Annotated in this window: 11 protein-coding genes; 7 read left to right on the top strand and 4 right to left on the bottom strand. The window is 69.3% G+C overall.

Annotation, left to right across the window (positions count from 1 at the left end; genetic code table 11):
- Positions 1 to 11 precede the first annotated feature (11 nt).
- Positions 12 to 1,571 carry a glutamine-hydrolyzing GMP synthase gene (gene guaA, locus K8940_RS12900; protein ID WP_223390364.1) on the top strand — a complete coding sequence of 520 codons (1,560 nt, stop codon included), beginning with the start codon at positions 12 to 14 and terminating at the stop codon, positions 1,569 to 1,571.
- 273 nt (positions 1,572 to 1,844) lie between these two features.
- Here guaA and K8940_RS12895 read toward each other — a convergent pair whose 3' ends face one another.
- Genes K8940_RS12895 through K8940_RS12885 form a run of 3 tightly spaced genes read right to left on the bottom strand, consistent with a single transcriptional unit; the run spans position 1,845 to position 5,371 of the window.
- Positions 1,845 to 3,575, bottom strand: coding sequence for a peroxidase family protein (locus K8940_RS12895; RefSeq protein ID WP_223390363.1), 1,731 nt, complete (start codon positions 3,573 to 3,575; stop codon positions 1,845 to 1,847).
- A gap of 39 nt (positions 3,576 to 3,614) precedes the next feature.
- Positions 3,615 to 4,154 carry a hypothetical protein gene (locus K8940_RS12890; protein WP_223390362.1) on the bottom strand — a complete coding sequence of 180 codons (540 nt, stop codon included), beginning with the start codon at positions 4,152 to 4,154 and terminating at the stop codon, positions 3,615 to 3,617.
- Positions 4,151 to 5,371, bottom strand: a complete 1,221-nt coding sequence (locus tag K8940_RS12885; RefSeq protein ID WP_223390361.1) for a hypothetical protein — start codon at positions 5,369 to 5,371, stop codon at positions 4,151 to 4,153. Before K8940_RS12885 ends, K8940_RS12890 begins: the two co-directional genes overlap by 4 nt.
- 168 nt (positions 5,372 to 5,539) lie before the next feature.
- On the opposite strand from K8940_RS12885, the gene K8940_RS12880 reads away from it, so the two are divergent.
- From K8940_RS12880 to K8940_RS12870, 3 genes are read left to right on the top strand one after another with little or no spacing between them, the layout of a single operon-like run.
- Positions 5,540 to 7,126, top strand: coding sequence for a toll/interleukin-1 receptor domain-containing protein (locus tag K8940_RS12880; protein ID WP_223390360.1), 1,587 nt, complete (start codon positions 5,540 to 5,542; stop codon positions 7,124 to 7,126).
- On the top strand, positions 7,123 to 7,737 hold the full coding sequence (locus tag K8940_RS12875; protein ID WP_223390359.1) for a nucleotide synthetase: 615 nt from the start codon (positions 7,123 to 7,125) through the stop codon (positions 7,735 to 7,737). Before K8940_RS12880 ends, K8940_RS12875 begins: the two co-directional genes overlap by 4 nt.
- 52 nt (positions 7,738 to 7,789) lie before the next feature.
- Positions 7,790 to 9,316, top strand: coding sequence for a hypothetical protein (locus tag K8940_RS12870; protein WP_223390358.1), 1,527 nt, complete (start codon positions 7,790 to 7,792; stop codon positions 9,314 to 9,316).
- A 6-nt stretch (positions 9,317 to 9,322) separates the two neighbouring features.
- Here the strand turns inward: K8940_RS12870 and K8940_RS12865 are convergent, their stop codons facing one another.
- Complete coding sequence (locus tag K8940_RS12865) at positions 9,323 to 9,991, bottom strand: Crp/Fnr family transcriptional regulator (protein ID WP_223390357.1); 669 nt, start codon at positions 9,989 to 9,991, stop codon at positions 9,323 to 9,325.
- Positions 9,992 to 10,175: 184 nt separating this feature from the next.
- Here K8940_RS12865 and K8940_RS12860 point away from each other — a divergent pair, with 184 nt between their 5' ends.
- The 3 genes from K8940_RS12860 (at position 10,176) to K8940_RS12850 (ending at position 15,440) form a co-directional block, all read left to right on the top strand.
- On the top strand, positions 10,176 to 11,804 hold the full coding sequence (locus K8940_RS12860) for an ABC-F family ATP-binding cassette domain-containing protein (RefSeq protein WP_223390356.1): 1,629 nt from the start codon (positions 10,176 to 10,178) through the stop codon (positions 11,802 to 11,804).
- Between the two features lie 222 nt (positions 11,805 to 12,026).
- A complete protein-coding gene (locus tag K8940_RS12855) occupies positions 12,027 to 12,869 on the top strand; it encodes a universal stress protein (protein WP_223390355.1) in 843 nt (280 codons plus the stop codon).
- Between the two features lie 33 nt (positions 12,870 to 12,902).
- The gene (locus K8940_RS12850) at positions 12,903 to 15,440 is read left to right on the top strand and encodes an HAD-IC family P-type ATPase (RefSeq protein ID WP_223390354.1); all 2,538 of its coding nucleotides are present in this window, start codon (positions 12,903 to 12,905) and stop codon (positions 15,438 to 15,440) included.
- The last annotated feature ends 99 nt before the right edge of the window (positions 15,441 to 15,539 follow it).

Below are 15,539 nucleotides of genomic sequence, written 5' to 3'. Positions count from 1 at the left end.
GAGATTTGCCGATGACCACCGAACCCCACCACCAGCGCGTCCTGATCGTCGATTTCGGCAGCCAAGTGACCCAGCTGATCGCGCGACGGGTGCGCGAGGCCGGCGTCTATTGCGAGATCCATCCGTTCGACAAGGCCGAGGATCTGGTCGACGCGTACAAGCCGACCGCCATCATCCTGTCGGGCGGTCCGGCCAGCGTGCTGGAGGACGACAGCCCCCGTATCGGGCGCAAGCTGTTCGACCTGGGTCTGCCCCTGCTGGCCATCTGCTACGGCCAGCAGCTGCTGTGCGACGTGCTGGGCGGCAAGGTCGAGGGCGGCCACGCCGGCGAGTTCGGCCGCGCCGAGCTGACGATCGGCAAGCAGAGCCCGCTGTTCCAGGGCTTGGCCGGCGTCGGCGAGCTGGAAACCGTCTGGATGAGCCACGGCGACCGCGTCACCGCCATCCCCGAAGGTTTCGAGGTCATCGCCACCTCGACCGGCGCGCCGTTCGCCGCCATCGCCAACGACGAGAAGAAAATCTACGCCGTCCAGTTCCACCCCGAGGTGGTCCACACCGTCAACGGCAGCAAGATCTACAAGAACTTCCTGAAGCTGGCCGGTCTCAAGGGCGACTGGACCATGGCGGCCTTCCGCCAGGAGATGGTCCAGAAGATCCGCGACCAGGTCGGGACCGGCAAGGTGATCTGCGGTCTGTCGGGCGGCGTCGACAGCTCGGTGGCCGCCGTCCTGATCCACGAGGCGATCGGCGACCAACTGACCTGCGTGTTCGTCGACACCGGCCTGCTGCGCAAGAACGAGGCCGACCAGGTCGTCACCCTGTTCCGTGACCACTACAACATCCCGCTGGTCCACGTGGACGCCGGCGACCTGTTCCTGGGCGAGCTGGCCGGCGTCAGCGACCCGGAGACCAAGCGCAAGACCATTGGCCGCCTGTTCATCGACGTCTTCGACAAGGAAGCCGCCAAGATCGACGGGGCCGAGTTCCTGGCCCAAGGCACGCTCTATCCGGACGTGGTCGAGAGCGTCTCGGCCCGCGGCGGCCCCTCGGCAGTGATCAAGAGCCACCACAATGTCGGCGGCCTGCCGGACTACATGAAGCTGAAGCTGGTCGAACCGCTGCGCGAACTCTTCAAGGACGAGGTCCGCGCCCTGGGCGTCGAGCTGGGCCTGGCGCCGGCCTTCGTCGGCCGCCACCCGTTCCCCGGCCCGGGCCTGGCCATCCGCATCCCCGGTGAGATCACGCCCGAGAAGGTCAAGGTCCTGCAGGACGCCGACGCCATCTATCTGGAAGAGATCCGCAATGCCGGCCTCTACGACCAGATCTGGCAGGCCTTCGCCGTGCTGCTGCCGGTCAAGACCGTCGGCGTCATGGGCGACGCCCGCACCTACGAGAACGTCCTGGCCCTGCGCGCGGTCACCTCGACCGATGGCATGACCGCAGACTTCTTCGAATTCCCCTGGCCGATCCTGGGCAAGACGGCCACCCGGATCATCAACGAGGTCCGCGGCGTCAACCGCGTCGTCTACGACGTGACCAGCAAGCCGCCTGGCACGATCGAGTGGGAGTGATCAAAGGGGGCGCTTTCAGCGCCTTCTTTTTTGCTTCCGTCATCCTTGCGCGAAGTGATGGGGAAGAGAGGCGTCTTGGATGCAGCGAAGGTCTGTCCGCTTCTGACTGACGCTACCGCCACGCGGCCCCTGTTTCCAAGGAACGGCGCCTACCCGCCTTCGGCGTTGAAGCGCCGAAGGCGGGGTGGCCGACACCCCGGAGGCCGGGGATGAGCCGAAAGTGGAGCCACACCGAGTGGTGGGCTTCATTGAGGCTGGCGGCGCCCGTTCGTCTCAGGCCACGCCAGCCGCTTTCAGGAGGTCCTTCAGGCTTTCGACCGCCACGCCCGCCGGCCGCAAAGCGTCAGCCGGCCGCCATGCGGGGTTCCGGCTCCAGAAGCTGTCTGGATCGTTGATCACCAGGCCGGCGAGCGTCTCGGCGACGATGCGCGAGCCCAACGGACCCAGGCGTTGGCCGCCATGCACCACCTCGGCCTCCTTCAGAACGTAGAACCATAGCGGCGTCGCGGCGTCGAAGCCGCCGGCGATCAGGGCTTCCGCGGTGGCGCCCGAGAGCAGTTCCGCTTGCGTGAGGACCCGGCCGACCGGCAGGCCCATAGCCGCCAGCGCGGCGATCAGGGACTGGGCGCTGGGCAGGTTCAGCAGCCATCCGCGACGCAGGTTGCGGCGCGCCAGGTGCTTCATCAGGTCCTCCGGTTCTCCCGTCTCGTTGGGCAGCCGCAGCAAGGTTGGCGACAGGCGCGTGTCGATAGGCCGGGCCTCGTGTCGCTCATCGGCGGGCGAGACGAAACGCGACCACTCGACGATCCAGTTGTTGGGCAATGTCGGATCGCCGAAGAACGGGTCAGGCGACTTACCGGTGAACTGGAACAGCAGGGCCAGGCTGGCGTCGGGCGCGATCTTGGCCTCCTGCCCGAAGTTGCGGTTGTAGTCGTAGCCTTCGCGGATCATCGAGTGCCCGAACCGGAAGGCGGCCACCGAGAACTCCAGCGGCAAAGGCATCGAGTCGGGCGGAACCTGGCCGGCCCGCGCCTGGCGGAACTGGGTGTAGAGCGGCGCGCCCGCGTCCAGGACGGCCTGGAGAACCTGCTGGTCGCAGATCGTGGGCAGATAGTCGTTCAACACCAGCCATTGATGGACATGCCGCACGAACTGGCGCGCGGCGAGGAACCGCTCGCGGTCGGGACCGGCGGGCAGTACGTCGACGACCGCGTTGTGGAACCGCAGCATCGCCGTGTGCAGCTGGGCGACGACCAGATTTTCGTCGTTGCGGCCGTCGCCGATGAAGGCCTTGCGGCTGTCGATCGGCTCGAGGCCGGGCGTCCGCAGTTCGGCCGGCACCGCCGATGGGTCCAGCAGCCCCGCCGCCACCAGCGGTCCCACCCGCGGCAGGTCCGACGCCTTGTCGGCGGGAAGGGGCGGGCGTTCCATCTGTGGGAACTTGGCGGTCACGTCGGTTTCCTGGCCGACACGCATCCTGGGGCCGTCCCGGAACACCGCTTCCAGCGGATGATCCAGCGGCCCGTCGCCATAGACGCTGTCCAGGTCGAGGGCGCCGCTGCGCAGGTTGGTGATCCCGGAGACCACCAGGTCGCGGGGGAGGGGCGCGATGGAGTCGCCCACGATGGTGAAGGTCTTGCCGTTGTCGCGATCGGTGTTGGCCGTGATGTCGTGGTCGATGAACTGGCCGTAGTAGGTCATCAGCGGCGGAATGCCCGACCGCGTGACGTCGCCGGCCGCCTCGGCCATGGCTTCGGCCAGGGCGTCGAGCCGGGCGGCCTCGATGACCGGCAGGGGCTCCGCGTCGGGAAAGAGATAGCCGAACCGGTCGCCTTCGCCGGTGGCGCTGGCTCCGCGCCGGGCGCGCGGCGCCTCGGTCGCGTCGGCTCCAGTGACGGCCTTGCGGTCGGACTCCGCCTGGGCGGCGATCCGCAGTTGGGTGTCGGCCGGCGTGGCGGCGTCGACCAGCACGACGCGCTCGCCGTGCCCGAGGGACAAGAGCATGGGACTTCTCCTGGATATGAGAGAAAGGGAAAGGGGGCGTCAGTCCGGCGACGGCAGGCCCAGGGCCCGGTCGACCAGCGAGAGCAGCGACGAGACGAACACCGCCGCGAAGGCGATCAGCGCGTCCCAAGCCTTCGTCTGATCCGCGGTGATGAAATTCGTGACCGAGAACGCCCACACCAGGAAGGCGATGAAAGCGGCGGTCGGCGGCCAGGGATGGGGACGGAAGGGCTGCGGCGTCGTCCCGGCTTGCCGTTCGGCCTCGCGCTGTTTGGCCAGGGCGGTAAGGAGGTAGATCACCGGGGTCAGCGCCGCGCAAACCCAATAGGCCGCCCAGGGCAGAACCTCCCGCAGGTGCTGCGCCGCCGGGCTTGTCGAAAGGGGGATGGCCACGATGGCCGCGATGGCGGCGGGGAACACGGCCATGGTCTCGGCCGGCAGATAGCGCCCGAGGGTCTCGAAGGCTTTCTCGCGTTTCGCGGCGGGCGTCGATCCGGCAAGCGGCGGCGACGCGGCGGCGAGCATCCGGCCGGCTTTCGTGCCGGCCGCGTGCCGGCGGGCGAGGCTGTTGAGGCTCATGGCTGGCCGCTCCCCGTCTTAGCGCCCGTTTGAGCGACCAGGGTCGTCTGGCCGCAGCCCGCGACGCCGACCTTGCCCTCCTGCACCTTGCCCAGTCGCGTGCGGGCGGTGCGGCAGACCAGCAGGTCCGACTTCAAGACCTTGCCCGTGCGGGGATCGGTCAGCCGGTAGCTGACAACCAGCCCGCTGGTCAGGGCGATGGCGGGATAGCCGAAGGCGGTCAGAACGGTGGTGCGTTTGATCAGGCTGCCGCCGGCGTGCTCGACGCGGACGCGCAGCACCTTGACGTTCGACGGGATCGCCTCCGCCAGACGGGCGCGGGCGAGCAGGCTGGGGGCGTCGGTGCTGGAGGCGGTCACATCGCTGGCGAAGGTGTCGATCCGCATCAGCTGGCGGTCGATCTCGGCGATCTGCGCCGTCAGCGGATCGGACTCCGGCTTGCCCGCGAGACGGGTGCGGCAGTCTGAGAGCGCCCGCTGGCTGGCGGCCAACCTGTTCCAGCCGCCCATCAGCGCCTCCGGCGAAGGCGGCGCCTTTCCTGTCGACGGCAGGGCGGCGATCTCGGACGGGACGATAACGGTATCGGTCTTGAGTTTCGTGGCGACGGCGTTGACGAAGGCCGCGTCCTCGGCGGCGACGGCGACGCCCTGGATCTCGGTGTCGACCTTGAAGGCGCCCAGGACGGCGCCGATCGCGGCCGGCGCGGCGCCTAGGCCCATGGCCTTCTCGCCGGCTTCGAGCCCGAACGTGTGGAGGTCGGCCGGGCCGCCGGTCTTGTCGCAGTAGGCCTTCCAGGTCGAGATCGCCGCGGTCGACAAGGTGTCGATGTGGTCCTTGAGGGAATCAGCCAGGGCGAGGTTCACGACCTGGTCCTTGGCGAGCAGCAGGAACGGCCCGTCGCCCCTGACGGCCTGAGCGATCGCGCCCGCCGCCTCGTTGAGCGCCGAAGACGACAGCATCCAGGCCTCGGTCGCGCCGGCCTTGTCGCCGGTGAGCGTGGTCTGGCCCGTGACGGCGGGCAGGCCGAGAGCGGCGGCCTGAGCCTTCACCTTTTCGGTCTGGGCGGTGATGTAGGCCGTTTGGGCGGTCAGCCTGGCCGTCGCCGCGACCGTCGCCGCATTGGGATCAGGCGTCGTGGTGTCTTCCGCTCGGACCGGCGTCGCGCCGGCCAGGACGGTCATGATCGCCAGGCGGCTGGCGAAGCTGATGAATTTCATGGCTTTTCTCCCGACCACCTTTCCGTGGCCCGCCATGAGATTGATCCCGTGTCGTATCGACGCCGCGTGATGGCCGTCACGCCTTCCGAGAAAGTTTCGCGGCTAACCGATAAAGTTGTGCCGGCCCGGCGCCTCTGACATTCTCGTCCTGGGCGGGGCGGCGAGATGATGGACGGGGATCAGGCCGGCGTTGCGCGCTATCGCGCGTTCATCAGCTACAATCATCGGGACGCCGCCTTCGGGCGGCGCCTGCACGCGCGTTTGGAGCGCTATGTCCTGCCCCGACGACTGGTCGGCCGCGAGACGCCGCGCGGCAAGGTTCCGCGCCGACTGACGCCGATCTTCCGCGACCGCGAGGAGCTGCCGGCCGCCCACGACCTGACGGTCGAGGTTCGCGCCGCCCTGGCGGCTTCCAACGCCCTGATCGTGGTCTGCACGCCCAACGCGGCGGCTTCGCCCTGGGTGGCGCGCGAGATCGAGCTGTTTCGCGCTTTGCATCCCGACCGGCCGATCCTGGCGGCCCTGGCCAAAGGCGAGCCTGCCGAGGCCTTTCCCGCGCCGCTGTGCGAGGGACATGAACCCCTGGCCGCCGACTTCCGACCGACCGGCGACGGATCGCGGCTGGCTCTGCTGAAGCTGGTGGCCGGCGTGGCCGGCGTAGGGCTGGACGAGCTGGTCCAGCGCGACGCGCAACGTCGACTGCGCAGCGTGATGGCCGTCACGGGTCTGTCTCTGGCGACTGCGCTAGGCATGGGGCTGCTCACGGCCTTCGCCTTGAACGCTCGTGACGAAGCCGAACGCCAACGGGGCGAATCCGAGTCGCTGGTGGAATTCATGATGACCGACCTGCGGGCGAAATTGACGCCGAACCAGCGACTGGCCGTGCAGAGCGCGGTCACCCAGCGCGCGCTCGACTACTACGCCGGGCAGGATCCGGCTCGCTTGGCGCCGACCTCGCAGGAACGCTTCGCGCGCGTATTGAGCGCTTGGGGCGAGGACAACGAAGAGGGCGGCCACCTGGCGACGGCGAGCGCGCGTTACCGCCAAGCCTACGCGATCACTGGCCGTCTCCTGGCGGTCGAGCCAGACAATCCCCAGCGCCTGTTCGACCATGCTCAGAACGAATACGGACTGGCCACGGTGGCCTATCGCAAGGGGCGCCTGGCCGAGGCCAAGGCCGGCTATGGGCGCTATCGGGATTTAGCCGGTCGTCTGACCAGACTCCGGCCCGACAGCATCGAGTACCGCCGGGAGCTGGGCTACGCAGAAGGCAATCTTTGCACCGTGGCGGTGGATGCCGGCGACCAGGCGGAGAGCGCGAGGCATTGCGCCGAGTCGCTTAGGGTGATGCGGGACGTGGATGCTCGCATCGCCGAGGACCGACACGTCCAGGCGGCGGACCTGATCAACCGCCACGCCTGGATGTCCGAGGCCTACAAGGTGAGCGGCGACATGGAGCGCGCGGTCACCGAGCGCGCGATGGAAGAGAAGAAGCTCGACATCGAGATGGCCCGCTACCCTGACGATCGGGATCTGCAGGCCGACTGGGTGGCGCTGAAGCAGGCCCAGGGCGGCCTCGCCTACGTCTCCGGCGACGCCAGAGGGGCGCTTTCCTACCTGGCCGCCGGCCGCGTGCGCGCGGTCGAGTTGATGGCCTTCGATCCTGACAAGGCTCGGGCGCGGCGTCTGCTGGCCCGGATCGACAACAGTATCGCGTACGTCAAGCAAAACCCCGCACCCAGGAGGCGCAAGTGAGCGAACGCATCCCCACGACAAGGCCGGCGGACTTCCTGCCGGAGAAGATCGTCCACGTAGTTCTGACAGTCGACAGAGGCAAGCTTCCTAAAAAGGAGGAAGATCCTTGGACGCTCGACTTCACAATCAAGGAGCCCTCCGAGCAATTGCCGACCATCCCACCGGGAGACGAAAAGAAGGTGATGGAATACGCAGTGCAACGAGCGAACCCGGGGTTCAGAGACATCAATCTGGTGCCGGTGCCGTCACCCTTCGACATCAAGGTTGATAGGCCGTGCTGGGTCGTGGTCGAACTCGATGCGAAGATCGCAAACTGGCAATTCGCCAAGGGGGAGCGCGGCGCGACCACCAAGGCCGAGTCCGACCGAAATTGCTATCTGCGACATGTCTACGACGACGGCGCCCAACCGGCCGGTGAGCGCGCGCCCCGCGACAGATGTCGGGTGCTGTATTTCGGCGTCGTGGCGCGGGACGCCGGTGGCACGTCGCTAGCCGGCGATCTCTTCAACTTCCACACCGAGTTCCGCATGGAGGAGAACGGCGTCGAAAAGCGCCTGAACGTGATCTTCGACCCGGACGTCAAGAACGAAGGCACCAAGTTCCCGCCGTAGGGCCGGGCTGCTTCGCCGTCGCAATCTTCTCCCGCCTCAGTCCGAGCCGCGCTTGTCCCAGTCGCCTTTCCTTCTCGATCTCGCCGCCCTGGTCCGCGCCGGCGCGGTCGACCACGCCTGGACCCTGTTCGTCGGGGCGGGGCTGGCGGCGTCGGATGATCCGGCCGTCCTGACGCTGAAGGGGCGGATCCTCAAGGCGCGGGCGCGGGCGGCGGAGGGCGAGGAGCGCGCCGAGCTCTACGGCCAGGCCGCCGCCGCCTATCTGGCCGCGGCGCCGGGTGGGGGCGGAGCCTACGCCCTGATCAACGCCGCCACCTTGTCGCTTTTGGCGGGCGACGAGGCCGCGGCGCGGGTCCATGCCCTGGCGGTGCTGGAGGCCAACGACGACGACGCGCCCTACTATCAGGCCGCCACGCGCGCCGAGGCCCTGCTGGTGCTGCGCCGGTTCGACGAGGCCTGGGCGGCGCTGGACGCGGCGGTGGCGGCGGCTCCCAAGGCCTGGGAAGACCATGCCGTCACCCTGCGCCAGTTCCGCCTGCTGCTGGAGGCCTTGGGCGAGGACGACGCCGGATTGGCGAGGCTGGCGCCGCCCCGGTCGCTCCATTTCACCGGACACATGGCCGTGTCGTCCGACGACGCGGGCCTGGCCGCCGAGGTCGCCCGCATCGTCGCCGAGGAGCGCGTGGCGTTCGGCTATGGCGCCCTGGCCGCAGGGGCGGACATCGTGGTCGCCGAGGCGCTTGCGGACGCGGGCGTCGAGCTGCACGTGCTTCTGCCCGTCGATACCGCCGCGTTCCGGGTGCTGTCGGTGACGCCTTGGGGGGAGGCCTGGGGCGCGCGCTTCGACCGGCTGATGGCTCAGGCCGAGAGCGTCCGGGTGGTCACGCCTGGCGCAGCGACGATCGATGCGCCGACGATCGATCTCGCCGCCGAGACCGCCATGGGCCTGGCGGTGCTGAAGGCGGCGACCGTGGCGGGCGAGGCCGTGCAGTTGGCGGTGCTGGACGGCGAGAAGGGGGCCAGCGCGCGCGCCGCGGTCCGATGGGCCGGCGGCGGTCGCCGGCAGCGGCTCCTGACGGCGCCCCGGCCGACGGCGCGTGCGGTCTCGCCGATCGATCCGGCCGCACGCCTCGCGGCCTTCCTGGGCTGCGCCGTGGATCTGCCGTCCAGCGTCGATCGGGACCGGATTCTGCAAACCCTCGCGCTAGCGGTCCAGGACGGCCCCCCGCCAATCACCGCGCCCAGCTGGTCCGGCCGCACCCTGCTGCTCGTTCACGAGACGCCGGAGAATGCGGCGCTGGCGGCGCGGGCGATCCTGGCGGCGCTGGGCGAGAGCGTCCGCCTGTCCGCGAGCTATGGACTGACCACGATGGCGCCCGATCCCTTCGGCGGGGGACTGCTGGCCACCGGCGCGGAAGCCGAGGCCGTCTCCCGCCTGCTGGTGACCACGCCGCCCGGAGCGATCCATCTAGGTCTGGCCTGCGCCGCGGCCCTCAGCTTGGCCATGCCTCCCAGCCAACCTTCACCCGTCACGGACCTGACCGGGGACGAGCTGGGCCCCTACGCGCTGCGGACCTGATCAGCCTCAGTCGATCAGGCCTTCCAGCCGCCGCGGCGCCACCACGATCAGCGCCTCGGGCGTGCGGCGTACGATGCCGCGCCGCTCGAGGGCGTTCACCGTGCGCGACACGGTCTCGCGGGTCGTCTGGAGGTCCATCGCCAAGGCGGCCAGCACCGGCGGGGGACTGATCGTCCAGCCGGTGCGCTCGGCCCGCCGCCAGAGCTCGGCGTGGATGCGGCCGACGGCGCTGAGGGTGTTGCGGTCGATCATCCGCTCGGCGGCCTCGCGGAGCTGTCGGAGCAGCATGCGCGACAGCGTCAGGCCCACGCAGCTGTGCCGCTCCATCATCCGAAGGAAATCCAGCGCCGCGAACACGGCCGCGTGGGCCGCCTCCAGCGCCACGATCTCGGCCTCGCTCTTCGTCCCCGGCTGGACCGTCGCGCCAAAGAGGTCGCCGGGCGCGAGGTCCCGCAGCAGGACTGGCTCTCCGCCCCGACCGACCGCGGCGGCGCGGACCCGACCCAAGGTCAGCAGATAGGTCTCGGCGCAGGGATCGTCCTGACGGAGAATGACCGCGCCCGTCCGATAGGCGCGCTCGATCGCGACCCCGGCGATACTGCGGGCCACATCCTCCTGGCACTGGAAGGCTTCGCGCACGAAAACCGCCAGGCCCGCTTCCGTCCTCGCGTGCAATCGCGGCTCCCCCGGCGCGTCAGGCGCGTCACGATGGCACAGCTTGCCGGAGCGCAGTAGCCCTTAGGCGCCTCCGCCCTGGACGCACATCCGGTCCTGGAGATGACGGGCCCAATCATCGCGCGCGGAATTGGCGTGGCTCCAAGGCTGGCGTTCTGCGTCCGCTCGCGTTAGCAGACCGCCCATGATCCGCCTCGACAACATCTCCAAGCAAAACGGCCACCAGATCCTGTTCATCGAAGCCTCGATGGGCATCCAGAAGGGCGAAAAAGTCGGGCTGGTCGGCCCGAACGGCGCCGGCAAGACGACGCTGTTCCGCATGATCACCGGCCAGGAGCAGCCTGACGACGGACTGGTCACGATCGATCCGGGCATGAGGATCGGCTATTTCAGCCAGGACGTCGGCGAGATGTCGGGCCAGAGCGCGGTCGCCGCGGTGATGGACGGCGTCGGTCCCGTCAGCGCGCTGGCCGCCGAGATGGCCACGCTGGAGGCGGCCATGGTCGATCCCGATCAGGCTGACCAGCTGGACGCCGTCATGGAGCGCTATGGCGAGGTGCTGGAGCGCTTCCAGGAGCTGGACGGCTATGCGCTGGAAGCGCGGGCGCGCGAGGTGCTGGCTGGCCTGAGCTTCAGCCAGGAACGCATGGACGGCGATGTCGGCATGCTGTCCGGCGGCTGGAAGATGCGCGTGGCGCTGGCCCGCATCCTCTTGATGCGGCCCGACGGCATGCTGCTGGACGAACCCTCCAACCACCTGGACCTGGAAAGCCTGATCTGGCTGGAGGCCTTCCTCAAGAACTACGACGGCGCGCTGCTGATGACGTCACACGACCGCGCCTTCATGAACCGCATCATCGGTAAGGTGGTGGAGATCGACGGCGGCTCTCTCATTACCTATTCCGGCGATCTCGATTTCTACGAACAGCAGCGCGCGCTGGGCGAAGCGCAGCGGCAGGCGCAGTACGAGCGCCAGCAGGCCATGCTGGCGAAGGAAATCAAGTTCATCGAGAAGTTCAAGGCGCGCGCCTCGCACGCCGCCCAGGTCCAGAGCCGGGTCAAGAAGCTCGACAAGATCGAGCGCGTCGAGGCGCCGCGCCGTCGCCAGGCGGTGCAGTTCGAGTTCCAGAGCCCGCCGCGCTCGGGCGAGGATGTGATCAGCCTGCGCAACGTCCACAAGGGCTATGGCGACAAGCCGATCTATGAGGCCCTCGACTTCCTGGTGCGCCGCAAGGAACGCTGGTGCGTCCTCGGCGCCAACGGGGCCGGCAAGTCGACGCTGCTGAAGCTAGTGGCCGGCGACACCAAGCCCGACCAGGGCGCGGTCCACATCGGCGCCAGCGTCAAGATGGGCTATTTCGCCCAGCACTCCATGGACCTGCTGGACGGCGAGGAGACGATCTTCGAGTCCCTGGAGCGCTCGTTCCCGCAGGCGGGCCAGGGCGCTCTGCGCACCCTGGCGGGGTGCTTCGGCTTCTCCGGCGACGATGTCGAAAAGCCCTGCCGCGTCCTGTCCGGCGGCGAGAAGGCGCGCCTGGTCATGGCCAAGATGCTGTTCGATCCGCCGAACCTGCTGGTGCTGGACGAGCCGACCAACCACCTCGATATGGCGACCAAGGAGATGTTGGTCGCGGCCCTGGCGGATTTCGAGGGCACCATGCTCTTCGTTTCGCACGACCGCCACTTCCTGGGAGCCCTGTCGAACCGTGTGCTGGAGCTGACGCCCGAGGGCGTCCATCAGTACGGCGGCGGCTATACGGAATATGTCGCTCGCACGGGCCAGGAAGCGCCGGGGCTGCACCCGGGCGGGTAGCGGCATTGGCGCCAAGCCGCCTAAACCCGGTCCATGGGGTTGATCGACATCAAGGCGGCGGCCTGGGGGCGGCGCGAGGCTGTCCGCGTGATCGCCCGTCCGACTTTCCGGCCGATGCCGGATCGCAGCGTTGGCGACGCGAGACCGTGATGCTTCGAGCGCAGGCTGGGAGCGCGGAACCGAACAGCCGATCCGATCGGCTCGAGCAGATGGATTTCACCGATGGGCCTGAACGATATCCTGCTCAACATCGACACCTATCCGGACGCGACGCCGCCCGAGGCGATCGAGGACGCGGTCCGCTTCGTGAAGCTTGTCGGCGGCCGGGTTTCGGCCCTGGCGGTGGGCGTGAGGTTTCCCGTCCAGAGCAACCGGATCGCCGACTACCTCATCGGTCTCGGCAGCATGGCGGCCGAGGAGCAGGCCAAGAGCCTGGCCAACGGGCAGGCCAGTCTTGAGGCCTTCGCCAAACACGCGCGGGCCGCCGGCGTCTTCGGGCAAGCCCTCAGCGAGACCGTCGAATATTACGCCGTGGCCGACCACGTGGCCAAATGCGCGCGCACGCGGGACCTTTGCTTGACGCCCCTGGGCAAGCCGATGGACGGCCAGGCCGAGGTGGTGACGAGCGCCGTCTTCGACTCCGGGCGGCCGGTTCTCGCCTATCGCGCGGGCGGGCTGTCGGGCGCCAAGCTCGGAACGGTCGTCATCGCGTGGGACGGCAGCCGGGGCGCGGCCCGCGCCTTGGCCGAGGCCCTGCCCATTCTGGCCCATGCAGAAAGGGTGCGCGTGCTCACGGTCGTCAACGAAAAGCCCGCCGCCGTCGCGGGGCTCGCCGCCGAGGCCGTCCGCCATCTGCGCGCCCATGGGATCGAAGCCGTGATCGACGAGGTCGATGGCATCGGCGTGTCGATCGGCGACAGCTTCGACGCCTATCTGGCCCGAACGCCCTGCGATCTCTTCGTGATGGGCGCCTATGGCCGATCGCGGGCGCGCGAGTTCATCCTGGGCGGCGCCACCGAACACATGTTGCACGATCCCCAGGTCCCGCTTCTTCTGGCGCACTGAGCCTCTTCCTCCGTCCATTTGGATTGTCGCGCCATGACCGTCGAACTTGTGCGCGGCCTGGAGGAAGGGGAGGCGGCGGCGCGCCTGGCCGCCGTCGGCCCGAACGAACTGCCAAGAGCGCCCGGGCGAGGCCTGGCCCGCATCGTCGGCGAGACCCTGCGCGAGCCGATGTTCTTGCTGCTGGTCGGGGCGGCGGTCCTGTACCTCGTCCTCGGCGACCTGGGCGAGGGCCTGTTCCTGACCGCCGGAGCGCTGGCCTCGGTCGGGCTGGTCGTCATGCAGGAGGCCAGAAGCGAGCGCGCGCTGAGCGCTCTGCGCGACCTGGCTCAGCCCTTGGCCCGCGTGATCCGAGGGGGCGTCGAGCGGCAGGCGCCGGCGCGCGAGCTGGTGCCCGGCGACCTGCTCCTGATCGGCGAGGGCGAACGCTTGCCGGCCGACGCCCGCCTGATCGGCGGCGAGATCCTGGCCGTCGACGAATCCGCCCTGACCGGCGAGTCAGCGCCGGTCACCAAGCCGCCGGCGGATGACGCCGGCGCCACCGGACCTGATCCATCCCCAGGACAGGAGGGGACGCCCGACCTGTTCGCCGGCACGCTCGTCGTCCGGGGGCAGGGCGTCGCGCGGGTCGTCCGAACGGGTCCGCGCTCGGCGCTCGGCCAGATCGGCGCATCCTTGGCGGAGATCCAGCACGAGCCGACGCCGCTGCAAAAGACCGCCGGGCGCCTCGTCGCGCTACTCGGCGCCATGGCCCTCGGGTTCTGCGCCCTCGTCGCCGTCGCCTATGGCTGGCTGCGGGATGACTGGGTGGGCGGCGTGCTGGCCGGGGTGACCGTGGCGATCTCGCTCATTCCCGAAGAGTTTCCGATGGTTCTCGCCGTGTTTCTGGCGCTCGGGGCCTGGCGACTGGCGACCCACCAGGTGCTGACGCGGCGAAGCGCCGTGATCGAGACGCTAGGCGGCGCCACCGTGCTTTGCGTCGACAAGACGGGCACCTTGACCGAGAACCAGATGCGGGTCGCCCGCCTGTGGACCCAAGCCGGCGATCTGCCGCTCGAGGCGGAGCATCGCGTCGACGGCGCGGCGGCGGCGCTTCTGGAACGAGCCGCCCTGGCCTCGGCCGTGCGGCCGATCGACCCGATGGACAAGGCCGTACGCCGGCTCTCGACCGGTGTCGTGATCGATACGGAAGTGACGGACGCCGAACCCGAGCGCGCTTGGCCGCTGCGGCCCGAGCTGCTGGCGGTCGTCCAGGTATGGCGTGGCGCCGGCGAGCGGCGGATCGCGGCGGCCAAGGGCGCGCCCGAGGCGATCTTCAAGCTGTGCCGGCTGCCGGCGGCCGAGATCGCCAGGCTGCAGGGCGTGATCGAGGATTTCGCGCGGCAAGGGCTGCGCGTCCTGGGCGTCGCCTCGGCGCGGGTCGAGGGCGATTTCGCCGAGGATCCGAGTGCCGTCGCCTTCGGGTTCGACGGGCTGATCGGCTTCATCGACCCTCTGCGCCGCGATGCGCCCCAGGCCTTGGCCGAGGCGCGCGCGGCGGGCGTGGCCGTCGTCATGATCACCGGAGACCATCCGGCCACGGCCCTGGCCATCGCCCGGGCGGCGGGGCTGGACGCTTCGGCTGGCGTTCTGCTCGGGTCCGAGATCGAGTCTCTGCCGTTCGAGGCGCTTCGCGAACGCGTGCGCGCTGTACGCGTGTTCGCGCGCGTCGCCCCCGCCCAGAAGTTGCGCCTCGTCGAAGCCCTCAAGGCCGACGGCGAGGTCGTCGCCATGACGGGCGACGGCGTGAATGACGCGCCCGCGCTTGAGGCGGCGCATATCGGCATCGCCATGGGCAAGAAAGGAACCGATGTCGCGCGCGAGGCGGCCGATCTGGTTCTGCTGGACGACAGCTTCGCCTCCATCGTCGGCGGCGTACGCCTGGGACGGCGGATCTTCACCAACCTGCGCCGCGCCCTGACCTACATCACCGCCATCCACGTGCCGATCGCCGGCCTGGCGCTCGCGCCCATCTTGCTGGGCCTGCCGCCATTGCTGTTTCCGATGCACGTCGTGCTGATGGAGCTGGCCATCGATCCGATCTGCGCCCTGGTCTTCGAGGCTGAGCCCAGCGAAGCGCGGGCGATGCGGCGGCCACCTCGTCGTCGTGACGAGCCTCTGTTCGGCTGGCCCCAGGTCGGCCTGGCCCTGGTTCAGGGGCTCGTGGTTCTGGCCGGGGTGTTGGGTGTCTACACTTGGTCGCGCGGCGGGTATCCGGAAGCCCAGGCGCGGGGCGCGGCCTTCGCTGCCCTCGTCCTGGCCAATCTGGTGCTGGCCCTCGCCGACGCGGCGGCTTCCGGCAAACTCCTGGCGCCGCATCGGCGAGCCTACTGGATCATAACCGCGGCGATCGTCGCCCTGCTGGCGGCGATCATGAGCGTTCCGTCGGTGGCGGCGATCTTCAAGATCGCCGCGCCGGATCCGATCCTGATGATCGTTGTCCTGCTCACGGCGCTGCTCTGCGGCGGCTGGTCGGCGGCCCGGCCGCGCCTGCGATCGTTCGTCCGGGGTGGAAGGACCCGAACGATCTCGTAGTCCACGACGCCGACAGTATGGGGCGTGGTCTCCTCTGGGGCAGTCGTCGGTCGCCGAAAAGAATGGCGGGCGACACGAGGTCGCCCGCCAGGCGCGAGG

Source organism: Caulobacter segnis (assembly GCF_019931575.1).
GTDB lineage: Bacteria > Pseudomonadota > Alphaproteobacteria > Caulobacterales > Caulobacteraceae > Caulobacter > Caulobacter segnis_C.
The sequence above is the reverse complement of the archived record's forward strand: the minus strand, read 5'-3'. Positions and strand labels throughout refer to the sequence as shown.

Excerpts from the sequence above, each read along its gene's own strand:
- K8940_RS12890 (WP_223390362.1), bottom strand. The coding sequence starts at position 4,154 with ATGAGCCTCAACAGCCTCGCCCGCCGGCACGCGGCCGGCACGAAAGCC.
- K8940_RS12855 (WP_223390355.1), top strand. The coding sequence starts at position 12,027 with ATGGGCCTGAACGATATCCTGCTCAACATCGACACCTATCCGGACGCG.
- K8940_RS12895 (WP_223390363.1), bottom strand. The coding sequence starts at position 3,575 with ATGCTCTTGTCCCTCGGGCACGGCGAGCGCGTCGTGCTGGTCGACGCC.
- K8940_RS12880 (WP_223390360.1), top strand. The coding sequence starts at position 5,540 with ATGGACGGGGATCAGGCCGGCGTTGCGCGCTATCGCGCGTTCATCAGC.
- guaA (WP_223390364.1), top strand. The coding sequence starts at position 12 with ATGACCACCGAACCCCACCACCAGCGCGTCCTGATCGTCGATTTCGGC.
- K8940_RS12850 (WP_223390354.1), top strand. The coding sequence starts at position 12,903 with ATGACCGTCGAACTTGTGCGCGGCCTGGAGGAAGGGGAGGCGGCGGCG.
- K8940_RS12885 (WP_223390361.1), bottom strand. The coding sequence starts at position 5,371 with ATGAAATTCATCAGCTTCGCCAGCCGCCTGGCGATCATGACCGTCCTG.
- K8940_RS12860 (WP_223390356.1), top strand. The coding sequence starts at position 10,176 with ATGATCCGCCTCGACAACATCTCCAAGCAAAACGGCCACCAGATCCTG.